The following is a 12,028-nucleotide window of genomic DNA, read 5'->3' as shown; positions in this document are numbered from 1 at the left end:
GGCCAACAGCCCGTTCCAATGGATCGGGCTGTTGGCCTTTTATTTTCCATTTACACGGCCTGTTCCAATCTTCTAAAGTATCCTGCGTCTGCCAATCCGCTTGTTTAGAGCCGTAACTTGCCTTTATATCCTCGGCACCGTCCCGGCTTCTGCCGCATATGCTGTAGCAGGGCGTTTGAGCAAAGGAGACATGAAGGTGCAGAATAAAATAACTAAAGTCCTGCAGCACATGGCCCATACGCATGAACAAATGGCGCGGATTCTAGACGCTGAGCGCCATGTGGCTGTCCGTATGTCGCAAATTGTCCACGATCTGCCAGATGCAGATCCCGGTTTTGACGGTATCAGCGGGATGATCGAAAGCTCAACTCAAGTAAACAAGAATATTATTGCTTACTTGAACGCACTTGCAGATCTGGAAGAAGCGATGGCTGAAGGGGTAGGCAGAGTGATTAAGGAATTGAACGGTCAAGACGAAGAGTAACGCTATAGGAGCAGGAGGCGGATGATGAGCAGAGAAAAGGCTTATCTGCAAATGCTGGAGTCGACCGCCACTATCCAGTGGAACATTGCGATGATTCTGGAAGCTAAGGCGGTTGAAGCTGAAAAGGTAAAACAGTGGGCGCAGCATCATATCCACGCGAGAGCTTTCGAATCTCACGAAGAGCAGCTAAAGGAATCCATCTCCATTCACGAAGTTATCGTGGAAATGGTCGAAGGGCTGACTAAACTGGAGAACGGACTCTACAGCAATCTTAAAGCAGTGCTGGGCAGTGGTGAAGATGATGGCGGCGGGGAAGGTTTTGGAGACGTGTCAGGTGATGGGTTCAGTTTTGGGGAAGACAGCAAATGAGCGGGGACCGTCTCTCTGAACATGCCGTCAAGTTGGAGATGATCCGCTCCATTTCGCGCAGTCAGGCTGCTTTGGCGGCCATCTTGGAGAGCATCGCCGAATTGACGGGGCAATCTGAGCTGACGGCCCGCAAATTGAGCGACAATATCAGAATCCTTAGTGGGTATCAGAGCGCGATGTGCCGGATGATGACCGGGATTTCACTGCATCAACCGAAACGGGGAATTCCTGCTGCGCCATGGCTGAGCAAGGCATACGCCGTAGGAACCTCCAGAGATCATGGAGCACAGGAGGAATAGAAGCATGAAGAAAAAGAGCCTTAGAACATTACGTTCAGGCAGAACCCGCAAACGCACACTGCTGCTCTCGCGGAAAACGAAAGTGCGTAGAGGTCTAGCCCGCAAACCTCGCAGAGGACTTTCTCGGAAAATCGTTCGTTATGGAAAGACAAAGAAAGGCCTTCTGGTACGTAAGAAAAGAAGGCTCCGCCGTAAGCTTGTTCGAAAGGTAAGGGTTATTCAAGCACCAGTTCATGTAGTGCCGGTTATCGAGGCTCCACCTGCTCCACAGGTCATTCCGCTCCCCCCGGACCTTGGCGTTTCGCCGGAAACGCCACCGGCAGACGCCTTTCAGCAGGGCTACACCGAAGCATACAACGTGGGGTTCGACGCCGGTTTCGCCAAGGGCTTCGAGGACGGGCATAAGCTGGAGTTTAACTAGGGGACAGATGACAAGATCCGCTCCGCCCACGGGCGGGTCTTGGGATTCTTAGACGGGCTGGTTTGCTACGCTGCCGATGTGATAAACTTCATAATGAAAGTGAAAATTAAAATGAGGTTAAGATGAAGGCAGGGATGATTCATGGGCAGTGAGATTCGTAGAGCACGCAAGGATGAAATTGATGAAATTATGGAGCTGATTGCCAAATGCATCCAAGTGATGCAAGCGGGTGGCAGTGATCAGTGGGACGAGCATTATCCGAACCGGGAGATCATCTCCCTTGATATTGAACACGGCAATCTATGGGTATGTGCGGAGAACAATGCGGTGACCGGCATTCTGGTGTTGGACGAGCACCAATCCGAGCAGTATGAGGAGATTGACTGGACCGAAACGCAAGGACCTCATTTAATTATGCATAGATTGGCTGTGCATCCCGAAGTTCAAGGGAAGGGGATTGCACGCCGTCTTAGCACTTATGCGGAAGAATATGCTCGCCAGAATGGTTATTCAAGTATCCGTATGGATACATACGCCAAGAACACCAGGGCACTCGCCCTTTATCCCAAGCTGGGCTATGACCACAGGGGTGAGGTGACTTTTCCGGGGCGCACGGCGAATTTTCCGGTATTCGAGAAAGTCCTGAGGGTTTGAGATGGTGAATTGATAGTAGTGTTGGCAGGAATGCAACCTGAAGGACTAGTAAAATCAATTTATCTATGAGCTGTTATCAGTTTCGCGCTGAATATGTATGAGAATATTACTTTCCGGATGAAGTTTGAGTGAATGACATGTAAGAAGCCTCTGAAATAGAGGCTTTTTTTGTGTTTTAATTTGAATAATAAGGAATATATAACATTTTTAACTGGATTAATATGTATTTAGATGTAAAATCATAGCATTAAATGTATTTCGTATCTATTGTAAGAAAAGCAGAGCTTGAAGAATACCATATATTGCTTCAATGTGGATTAAGTTATCTGAAGATCAATTACAAAAAGATAAGCTATACATGGGGGAAATCCCAAATGATATCACAGAATCCATTGATCACTATGAATTATATCGCCATAGGCTTGTTAAACAGCTGGAACCCTTGGATTTTAAAAAGGAGTGATTTGTAATTGAACCGTTCGGTTAAGTTAATGGTTATTGCATGTGCAATTTTATGGTTGGGTGGTTGTGGAGGTTTTGCGAGTAAACAAGAGAATGTGTTTAATAATGAGAACAGATTATTGGAGGTTGGGGACAGTTTTACATTTTCAAATAAAAAGGGGGAGATCAACGAGGAACACGCTGTTATTCAATACAGTGGATTTTCTGGGGTGTATACGGTCTGGCGGATGACTTCCCAAGAAGATATTTCATTGAAAATAAAAATACAGGGTAATAACAAACGTGGAAAATTTAAGTTAATTCAGACTACAGCAGATCAGCAATTAACCACTATTTGGAGTGGGGAAAAGGATGAGGAAGTTATTCTGAATATTCCTAAAGGGAGTAGTGCTATTAAATGGGTGGGACAAAAGGCGACCGGAGAGTTAAATATACAATTGGATACCGAAGATGGACTGGAGGTTGAACCTCAAGCTGATTTGTTTGATGGGGAGCTATTTGAGGGTGGACTCTTTGAGAAGAATGAAGCATACTTCGATCGTCTGAGGATTGACCAATCAATAGCTAACAGGGATGTTCCAAAGCCGAAAGGGCAGCGGGACATCTCTTTTTTTAGTGGAAGAGAATTCTACCATTTTGATAAAAAAAGTAAGTATTGTTATACTAGAACAATCTGATATTTTACAAGATACTAGAATAGATTTGATATTTCGAACAAATGAACATGTAAGAGGGGATTATAATGAAAAAGCAAGGGCCAGATCGCGCCCATTTTTTTATCGTTGTTATATTGTTATGGTTAAAGCTGTTGCTTCTGAGAGTGTTGTTCTTTGATAGAATTGCTTGGGAATGGATTGCAGCGGATGTAGCGCCAGTCCTTTTTATTATGGGGATTTTAACGGTGATTACGCCATCTAGGATGAAAACAACCGTCTATTGGATATTTAACGGCTTTTTATCGCTGTTGCTGTTCGCAGCCGCTGTATATTTTAATCACTTTGGTTCTGTTCCAACCTACCTAGCCTTATCTGAAATCAATCAGGTATTTCAAGTGAAGGCAAGTGTAGAATCTACCATAAAGAGTATTGATTACTTATTCTTCGCGGATTTTGTCATCTTCGCAATCTATGGTTTGATTCGCAGATGGAAACAAGGAAAGACCTACCCGCGTGAACGCTTAAGCTCCCGGAAGACAGGATTAGTGCATGTGGTGGTGATTCTGGTATCCATTATTGGAGGTTTTTCTTTATCGGCATATTCCGTCCACTCTGCTCGTGGGATTACGAATGAGCTTGTGCAAGCAGAAACTGCCGGATTTTTAAATTATGAGGTCGTCGCAGCGATTAAGATTAATGAAGATAACAATCTCATTGGAACGGGTGATGTTAAGGATACAATTGCGAAGGTTGAAGCGCTGCAATCTTCCTATCCATATAGTGACAAGCCAGCGGGTACGACTCCTGATTATTTTGGCTCACAAAAGGGCAAAAATGTAATTGTGCTGCAATTAGAAGCTTTTCAGAATTTCCCGTTGCATCAATCCCTGAATGGTCAGGAGCTGACGCCAGTCATGAATAAGCTAGCGGATGAGGGCTTTTATTTTCCTCATGTCTACCAGCAGATTGGTCCAGGGAATACGTCTGACGCTGAATTCATGAGCAATACGTCTATTTATCCGATTGGTACTTTGGCTATGTCTACCGGATTCGGGGATAGAGAGCTGCCAAGCTTACCACGACTGCTGAGGGATAAAGGGTATGAGGCGTACACCTTTCATGTGAATAAAGTAGGGTTTTGGAATCGGAATGAGCTGTATCCGGCACTTGGGTTTAACGGCTATTATGACAAAGATTATTTTACAAATGATCATTTTAATGCGTTTGGTGCTTCCGATGAACAGCTGTATATTACGGGTGTCGAAAAATTGGCAGAGCTGAAGAAGAAAGGAACTCCTTTCTACGCACAGATGGTGACAGCATCCAGTCATCATCCGTTTGAAATTCCAGATTCTTTTAAGAAAATCACTGTCCCTGATAATTTGAAGAATACGATGCTTGGTGATTATTTGACTGCTATAAGCTATACTGATTATGCCATAGGTACTTTAATAGAAAGTTTGGAAAAAAATGGATTGTGGGATAACACTATTCTGGTAATGTATGGCGATCACTTTGGCCTGCAGCCTCAAGATGTTCCACCAGAGCAAGTGGAAAGCGCACTTGGTATTCCATACGATTCACGAATTAGCCGCTTTAATATTCCATTCATTGTACGTGTGCCAGGAATGGAGCAAGGGCAAGTAGTAGAGCGTACCGGAGGACAACTGGATATCCTTCCTACGATCGCTAATTTAATGGGGGTTTCACTACAACAAGAAGGTTTTACAGCCTTTGGTCATGACCTGCTCAACATTGATCGCAATGTGTTTGGCATGCGTTACTATCTGCCTTCCGGTTCCTTCTTTAATGATGATATTCTCTATGTCCCTGGAAAAGGATTTGCAGATGGTGAAGCGGTGTCACTGGATACGCTCAAGCCGGTAACGGACTTCTCGAAGTATCAAAGCGATTACGAGTATGTACTGAAGCTTATGAATTTGTCTGACGAATATGTGAAGCTGTTACCACAGAGATAGGGGGAATCATGAAAAAGTTCTGGAAACCGGAGTATCTCATAAGCCTTGCTGGCTGCGGTCTCATTATTTATCTGCTTTTCGTAGGACCATTTATTGGTGTTGCCGATAATGGAGATTTTCTGCGTATGATGAATACCATCGGTCTGAACTACTATGATACTGCAGCATCGTATACCGACCAGTTTTTTAATTACAGTCATTCCCGTTTTGCGTATGAGAATTTGTTCAGAGGCTTTTATCCTTCCTCACAGATTTTGCTCGTACTTGTACCGAGATTGATCGGTGGGCTTATCCATGGAAGCTTTTTTGATGTTAGATTGCTTGGTGCAGTCTATGGTCTTCTTTTACTGGTGGCTACCTGGCTGCTGGTGAAGTACAATGCTCGCGGCTCTTATGTTACGGGGCTGCTGCTAGGTGCAGCTATATTATTTGTATTTTACGATATTGGGTATTTGGCATACTTTAACTCCTTGTTTGGAGAACCGGTATCGATGGTGTTCATGCTGCTGACCTTTGCGCTGGGGTTAAGACTAACTAGCCAAGAAAAGCCTACGACAAAAGGGCTAACCTTGTTCTTTATCGCGATTCTGTTTCTGGTCACCTCCAAAATTCAGAATGCGCCGATTGGGATTGCCTTTGCACTGATCTTCCTGCGGTTTATGACGCTTGACGGTGAGAAGAAATGGAGGAAGCTGGCCTTACGCTTTTCGATTGCGATATTTCTGGTATCCATCGTTATGTACGTGACGGCGCCGAAAGAGCTGAAGCATATTAATCTGTATCAGACCGTGTTTTTTGGGATATTAAACGAATCACTGGATGTGAAGGGAGATTTGCAGGATCTCGGATTGCCGGAACGGTTGGAGGTACTTGCGGGCACGAATTATTTTCAGACCGATACAGTCATTAAGCAGGATGATCCATCGCTGGTACCAGATTTCTACGACCGAGTATCCCATAAGGATGTATTGTTCTTCTATCTAAAGCACCCGGGACGGCTAATAGATAATATGGAATATGCTGCGAGTAACGGTATGGCGATTCGCCCTTATTATCTAGGGAATTATGAGAAGAGTGAAAATAAGCCCGCAGGCGCATTATCGTATACTTACAGCGGGTGGAGCGAATTCAAGAACAAGCATATTCCGCATACGCTCGGATTTCTCTCCTTATTCTATCTGGTGTACTTTGCCGGGGCACTGTTCCAATATTTCCGTAGCCGGGATGTTCGGGGGAGAGTTGCTGGTGAGCTGCTGATGTTATTGGGACTGATAGGGCTTTTCTCCTTCTTGGTTCCGATTCTTGGGGACGGAAGGGCTGACATCGGTAAGCATTTATTCTTGTTTAATGTGTGCTTTGATATGATGGTTGTAGTCATGTTCGGATGGATTGTGCATAAGATAGCGGGGATTGTAAGACGTTAATCTAAGAAATAAATCAAACAGCAAGTTTCCGATTATGGAGACTTGCTGTTTTTTTTATTTTAGGGATGTCAAAGCATTTATTCTTGTCCTTGTTATTCATCCTCTAATAGCTCACGCAGCATGCCCTGACGGTCATTCATAAATGCTTTTGTCACGGTGTAGTGCTCCGTTTCCTCCAAGGCGACAGATCGAATGCCCTCCCCCTCTAGGAGAAAGATTTCAGCTCCGGGATAGGACATCAGAATGGGCGAATGGGTGGCGATAATAAACTGTGAATCCTGCTGTACTAGCTCATGCATACGCACTAAGAGAGACATTTGCCGCAGAGGAGATAGCGCCGCTTCAGGCTCGTCAAGGATATAAAGACCACGACCTCCGAAGCGGTGAACGAATGCTGCAAAAAAAGACTCTCCGTGAGACTGCTCGTGCAGAGACTTGCCTCCGTAGGAGTTTTTGATCGGTGGACCACCGGGTTGTTCATCCAATTCATCAATGTAGGAAGCCACATTATAATAGCTCTCCGCGCGTAGAAAAAAGCCATCCTTCGGACGTCTAACCCCTCTAGCAATTCTAAAATACTCATAGAGACTCGAATGCGAGGAACGAGTGTTAAAAGAGAAGTTAAGGGTTCCACCTTCAGGGTTAAAGCCCCACGCTGCAGCAATTCCCTCTAACAAGGTAGATTTCCCAGTTCCATTCTCACCGACAAGAAAGGTTACTGGCTTCTGAAAAATAAGACGATCCAGTGTTCTTACGGCGGGCAGATGAAATGGATAGGTTTGGAATGATGGAACCTGACCACGAAGCAGTTCTGCATGGCGCAAGTACAACGTGTTGTTATTCATAGTGTCCCCCTTGTAAATGCCATAAATAATCATTTCCGCTCAGATATGACGAGAGTAGAGTCTCAAGCTAGACCTTTATAGTATACCAGCATCCTTCGAGTGGATGAAATCTTCTAAGGTTCGGGCAAGCCGGGCAAAAGACAGGGTACATCTGCCAATTTAGTTCTAGTAATGACAGATGTCCATGAGGCGAGTGCTGACTCCGCATATAGTTATACTGTCTTGAGAATACGACGGGGCAGGGTGAAGGCCGTGAAAGCGAGAAAGAGAAAAAAACACAAGCGTCCGCGGGAATACCGCGACGGTTATCACGAAGGATATCGTCTTGGCATGTGTGAGGCTGTACAGCGTCTGAATACTCCTGGGGTCGAAGCCAGCCGACCGTTTAAGTTAATGTATGTTCCTCAAGGATTTCAGGCGATCGACACTGGCGTAACGGAGGCGCTGCAGCAGCTTGTAAGTGAGCTTGTAATAAGCACTCCTGAAACGATGTTGGAAACTGCGGCACGGGAAATGCCTGGAGCAGTGCTAGTGATGAATGGGCTTCATGTATTCCCGGAAAATCATTTAGAGCAGATTTCAGAGATAAGAAAACTAGGCATCCCAACCGCCATCTGGTTTGTGGATGATCCTTATTTTACAGAGGACACTTCAGTCATTTGTAGGCATTATGATCACGTATTTACACATGAGCTGGGTTGTGTGGAGTTCTATCAATCTCTTGGGGTGTCATCGGTTCATTATTTGCCACTATGTGTCAATCCAAAGATGTTCTACCCAAGGCGTACCGGCCCGCAGTATCAGTATGACATTGTATTTATTGGAAATGCATTTCGTAATCGGACAGAGCTGTTCGACGAACTAGCACCTTATCTTAAGGGGAAGAAAGTGCTTATCGCTGGGGGATTCTGGGAGCGCCTCGCAACCTATGATCAACTTACACCTTTTATCAGCAATGGCTTTATCCCGCCTGAGGAAACAGCGAACTACTACAGTGGTGCAAAAATAGTCATTAATATTCACCGCCCGTGGGAAGAGGGTCAGGATAACCGTAATAGCTACCGCCTTCCTTCACGTTCCATCAATCCACGCACCTATGAGATCAGCGCCTGCGGTACTATGCAGCTTACGGATGTTCGTGAGGATCTGGGCAATTATTATCGACCTGGTTATGATCTGGATACTTTTGGCTCCGCTAAGGAATTACAGCAGAAGATTGAGTACTATCTGAAGCATGAAAAGGAGCGTCGTCTCTACGCTTTACGAGGATTACGGACTACAATGCGCAACCATACATTCACTGCGCGTTTGCCTCATTTGCTGAATGTGATTGCTTCACGTGTATGAAATCTATAACGGGATAAAGGAGCGAGGATTATGAATAACAATGAATTTATTATGCCTACACCTCCATTACCTCTGACACCTCCAGAGGAAGAAAAGCTGCGTGGTCGTTTGAGTGGTTTCAAGGGTGGCTATGATGAGGGCTATTTACGGGGGCGCCTTGCAATTCTGAATGGTCGACAAGAAGAAGTATTTCCTGTCCGGAATATTCATGTCATGTATGTCGCATCTGGCAAAGGATACCCTTACTCTCCTTTAGATGATGCGGTTCTTTGCGCTCTGCAAAAATTAACAGCTCAAGTCACGATTACGGATGTGCGGCAAAATCTAATAGAGCTGGCAGCAGCTCAAAGACCAGATCTGGTACTGGTGCTGGACGGTATGGACTTACCTCTTGAACAGATCGATGCTATTCGCACTAGTGGCGTTCGGACAGCTATTTGGCTTACAGATGATCCTTATTACACTGACTTTACGATCAAGATTGTGGCGCATTACGATTTTGTATTCACTCTTGAACGTAATTGTATTGATTTCTACCGGGGACTCGGTTGCCCTGAGGTACATTATCTTCCCTTTGCTGCCCATCTGGAACACTACCGTCCTACCACAACACGTTCGCAAATAAATCGTGAAGTTAGCTTTATTGGCTCCGCCTATTGGAACCGGGTCAACTTCTTCCGTGAGATTCTTCCTGATCTGATGAACTATAACACGGTAATTAACGGAATCTGGTGGGATCGTCTGCCTGAGGCTCCGCTCTACGGTGACCGTATTGAAATTGGGAAATGGATGTCCCCGCAAGAGACAGCAGTAGCTTACAGCGGCTCCAAAATCGTCATTAATCTCCATCGCTCGCACATTGATGAAGTAGTTAACAACAATACGCTCTCGATTCCTGCCGTTTCTCCTAATCCGCGTACCTTTGAAATTGCAGCAACGGGCACGTTGCAATTAGTAGATGCTAGAGATGATATGGGATCCTTCTACAAACCAGGGGAAGAAATTGAGACCTTTGCGAGTCCTCAGGAAATGATGGATAAAATCCGTTATTACCTAACCCATGAGGAGGAACGCCGGGCGATTGCGCTGCGCGCTTTTGAACGGACGCTTAAGGATCACACCTACGCAAAACGTATTTTCCAGATGTTAGCGATAATTTACAGCTAGGCTTGTGTATGAACTGGATATGGAAATGTGCATTTAGCAGGGGACAGGTGTCGTGCCGGCATCTGTTTTTCCTCGATATACTGTAGAACCGGACCTCGGCGTATGCCTGTAACCTGATGAAAGGAAGCTCATCTGTAGCGGCTTGTATAGCTGAGCGGAGGCGAAAGTGAGTTATGGGCTGAGAGGGCGAGGCTCGGGCTAAGCGGATGTTTCCGATGCGAGTTTTACTGCGAAGTAAGAAACTAAGTAACACTTCGTAAAACTAAGCGGATGCTTCCGAAGCGAGTTTTACTGCGAAGTAAGAAACTTGAGCAACGCTTCGTAAAACTTTTAGGGAGGTGAATGGCTGCTCCAGGCCCTCGTTAGGGAGCGCCGAAACGCCATGGCTGATAAAGCTACAATCGTCCTCTTTTCACATGTATCCAATACACGCAGTATTACCGGAGCGGAGAAGCTATTGTTGTTTTTCGCTCAGGAGCTTTCTCCGTACTTTAATTGTATTCTCGTTGCACCTCAGGACGGCAAGCTGACTGCTCAGGCTCGAAGCTGCGGAATAAGCGTACAGTTGCTCTCGATTCCTCTTGTATACGGTATGTACACTCCTTATGCAGGGTTGGAGGCGGATGCTCGTAAGTTCCAGGAAGGCAGGGAGTATCACGAATTAACAGACTGGCTGGCCTCTCTACGCCCGGCGTTTATTATTACAAGTACCTGTGTGCATGCTTTGCCAGCAATGGCTGCCAAGTCACTGGGCATTCCGGTGGTATGGAAAATATCAGAGACGATAACAGACAATGAATATACACCTATAAGTGTAGGGCTGATTCATCGAAATAGTGATGAGATTCTGGCTATTTCACAGACGGCAGCAGCTTGCTTTCCAGAGGAAGTGAGAGCGGAGAAAGTGATCCAGCTTCCCCCTTCTTGGAATGACAAAGAGATGATGATTGAGGCTTGGAGTAAGCTTCGGGGCGAACGACGGCGAGAGTTAAGGATTAAACCGCAGGAGCAGCTGATCGGTTATATATCTTCCTTTATAAATAAGGAAAAAGGACTGGAACATTTTGTGAAAATGGCTGTGCTTGTGTACGCAGTCCATCCTAGTACGAAATTTGTTGTCATAGGTTCAGCTGGTGATAAAAGCTACTATGATCGCTGTGTCCGCAAGGTAAAGCTTGAGGGGCTGTATACCCGCTTTAAATTTGTTGGTTATGCTGAATGTCTTCCATCTGCTTATTGCGCTATGGATGTGCTAGTTGTCCCCAGTCTGATCCGCGAAGGCTTCGGAATGACCGCTTTGGAAGGAATGGCTTTTGGAAAGCCCGTGGTCGCTTACGACTCCGGGGGCTTGCGGGAAATTCTGCACGCAGCGGGCTGCGGTGAAAATCTCGTACCAGCATCGGACATTTCCGCGCTGGCCGAAAGAGTCAACGTCATGCTGGCGCAGCCGGGACTGGCGATAACCATAGGCGCCCAAGCGCGGGAGCGCGTCGACGCCGTTTATGGTCCGGCGGCTTATCGGAGCCGCCTGCAGGGTCTTGCGGAGATGTGGAGCCTCCGCTATTGCAGCGCACCACCGGTGCGCGAGGCCGACAGCGTGGTGGAACCACCTGCTGTCCTGCCCGAATTGCCCGCAGCGACGCCGGCTTTGCCGCGAAGCAAGGGCCTGCCGAGCCGCGTAGCCCGCAAGCGACGCGGCAAAGCCCGGGCGCGCCGGCGAAGCGGGCGCCCGCTGGTTTTGCGCCGCGTTGCTCGCAAGCGGCGTAAGGGTTCTGCCCGGCGGCGGAGCACCGCCGGGGGCAAGCGCCGCCGAGCCCGCCGGGGTGGGCGGCGGCGTGCGGCGTAAAGCCCCGTTTGCCGCAAATCCGGCCAGGTGAGCGAAAAGAGGGGTATTAATGCCCCAGATTCCCGCAAATCCGGT

The 12,028-nt window shown here is 46.6% G+C and carries 12 protein-coding genes; 11 read left to right on the top strand and 1 reads right to left on the bottom strand.

Annotation, left to right across the window (positions count from 1 at the left end):
• The first annotated feature begins 196 nt into the window (after nucleotides 1-196).
• The 8 genes from UQ64_RS21630 (at nucleotide 197) to wsfD (ending at nucleotide 6,748) form a co-directional block, all read left to right on the top strand.
• Complete coding sequence (locus UQ64_RS21630) at nucleotides 197-484, top strand: hypothetical protein (RefSeq protein ID WP_060625522.1); 288 nt, start codon at nucleotides 197-199, stop codon at nucleotides 482-484.
• A 24-nt stretch (nucleotides 485-508) separates the two neighbouring features.
• Nucleotides 509-853 carry an alpha-helical endospore appendage domain-containing protein gene (locus UQ64_RS21625; protein WP_060625521.1) on the top strand — a complete coding sequence of 115 codons (345 nt, stop codon included), beginning with the start codon at nucleotides 509-511 and terminating at the stop codon, nucleotides 851-853.
• Complete coding sequence (locus UQ64_RS21620; protein WP_060625520.1) at nucleotides 850-1,152, top strand: hypothetical protein; 303 nt, start codon at nucleotides 850-852, stop codon at nucleotides 1,150-1,152. Before UQ64_RS21625 ends, UQ64_RS21620 begins: the two co-directional genes overlap by 4 nt.
• A 4-nt stretch (nucleotides 1,153-1,156) precedes the next feature.
• Nucleotides 1,157-1,573, top strand: coding sequence for a FliH/SctL family protein (locus tag UQ64_RS21615; protein ID WP_060625519.1), 417 nt, complete (start codon nucleotides 1,157-1,159; stop codon nucleotides 1,571-1,573).
• 141 nt (nucleotides 1,574-1,714) lie between these two features.
• Entirely contained in the window at nucleotides 1,715-2,227 is a 513-nt protein-coding gene (locus UQ64_RS21610; protein WP_060625518.1) for a GNAT family N-acetyltransferase, read from the top strand.
• Between the two features lie 470 nt (nucleotides 2,228-2,697).
• Nucleotides 2,698-3,366, top strand: coding sequence for a hypothetical protein (locus tag UQ64_RS21605; RefSeq protein ID WP_060625517.1), 669 nt, complete (start codon nucleotides 2,698-2,700; stop codon nucleotides 3,364-3,366).
• A gap of 65 nt (nucleotides 3,367-3,431) precedes the next feature.
• A complete protein-coding gene (locus UQ64_RS21600; RefSeq protein ID WP_060625516.1) occupies nucleotides 3,432-5,324 on the top strand; it encodes an LTA synthase family protein in 1,893 nt (630 codons plus the stop codon).
• Nucleotides 5,325-5,332: 8 nt separating this feature from the next.
• The gene (gene wsfD / locus UQ64_RS21595; RefSeq protein ID WP_060625515.1) at nucleotides 5,333-6,748 is read left to right on the top strand and encodes a glycan biosynthesis hexose transferase WsfD; all 1,416 of its coding nucleotides are present in this window, start codon (nucleotides 5,333-5,335) and stop codon (nucleotides 6,746-6,748) included.
• A 92-nt stretch (nucleotides 6,749-6,840) separates the two neighbouring features.
• Here wsfD and UQ64_RS21590 read toward each other — a convergent pair whose 3' ends face one another.
• On the bottom strand, nucleotides 6,841-7,593 hold the full coding sequence (locus tag UQ64_RS21590; protein WP_060625514.1) for an AAA family ATPase: 753 nt from the start codon (nucleotides 7,591-7,593) through the stop codon (nucleotides 6,841-6,843).
• Nucleotides 7,594-7,923: 330 nt separating this feature from the next.
• Between UQ64_RS21590 and UQ64_RS21585 the strand changes: the two genes are divergently transcribed.
• From UQ64_RS21585 to UQ64_RS21575, 3 genes are all read left to right on the top strand, one after another.
• Nucleotides 7,924-8,940, top strand: coding sequence for a CgeB family protein (locus tag UQ64_RS21585; RefSeq protein WP_082651250.1), 1,017 nt, complete (start codon nucleotides 7,924-7,926; stop codon nucleotides 8,938-8,940).
• A gap of 51 nt (nucleotides 8,941-8,991) precedes the next feature.
• Nucleotides 8,992-10,107, top strand: a complete 1,116-nt coding sequence (locus UQ64_RS21580; protein WP_060625680.1) for a CgeB family protein — start codon at nucleotides 8,992-8,994, stop codon at nucleotides 10,105-10,107.
• Nucleotides 10,108-10,489: 382 nt separating this feature from the next.
• Nucleotides 10,490-11,953 (top strand): glycosyltransferase, encoded by a 1,464-nt coding sequence (locus UQ64_RS21575; RefSeq protein WP_060625512.1) that lies wholly within the window; start codon nucleotides 10,490-10,492, stop codon nucleotides 11,951-11,953.
• Nucleotides 11,954-12,028: the final 75 nt, after the last annotated feature.

Source organism: Paenibacillus etheri (genome assembly GCF_001012825.1).
GTDB classification, from domain to species: domain Bacteria; phylum Bacillota; class Bacilli; order Paenibacillales; family Paenibacillaceae; genus Paenibacillus_AQ; species Paenibacillus_AQ etheri.
Note: the sequence above shows the minus strand (reverse complement) of the source record. Positions and strands in the feature narration are given on the sequence as shown.

Excerpts from the sequence above, each read along its gene's own strand:
- UQ64_RS21625 (WP_060625521.1), top strand. The coding sequence starts at position 509 with ATGAGCAGAGAAAAGGCTTATCTGCAAATGCTGGAGTCGACCGCCACT.
- UQ64_RS21620 (WP_060625520.1), top strand. The coding sequence starts at position 850 with ATGAGCGGGGACCGTCTCTCTGAACATGCCGTCAAGTTGGAGATGATC.
- UQ64_RS21615 (WP_060625519.1), top strand. The coding sequence starts at position 1,157 with ATGAAGAAAAAGAGCCTTAGAACATTACGTTCAGGCAGAACCCGCAAA.
- UQ64_RS21610 (WP_060625518.1), top strand. The coding sequence starts at position 1,715 with ATGGGCAGTGAGATTCGTAGAGCACGCAAGGATGAAATTGATGAAATT.
- UQ64_RS21600 (WP_060625516.1), top strand. The coding sequence starts at position 3,432 with ATGAAAAAGCAAGGGCCAGATCGCGCCCATTTTTTTATCGTTGTTATA.
- wsfD (WP_060625515.1), top strand. The coding sequence starts at position 5,333 with ATGAAAAAGTTCTGGAAACCGGAGTATCTCATAAGCCTTGCTGGCTGC.
- UQ64_RS21590 (WP_060625514.1), bottom strand. The coding sequence starts at position 7,593 with ATGAATAACAACACGTTGTACTTGCGCCATGCAGAACTGCTTCGTGGT.
- UQ64_RS21585 (WP_082651250.1), top strand. The coding sequence starts at position 7,924 with ATGTGTGAGGCTGTACAGCGTCTGAATACTCCTGGGGTCGAAGCCAGC.
- UQ64_RS21580 (WP_060625680.1), top strand. The coding sequence starts at position 8,992 with ATGCCTACACCTCCATTACCTCTGACACCTCCAGAGGAAGAAAAGCTG.
- UQ64_RS21575 (WP_060625512.1), top strand. The coding sequence starts at position 10,490 with ATGGCTGATAAAGCTACAATCGTCCTCTTTTCACATGTATCCAATACA.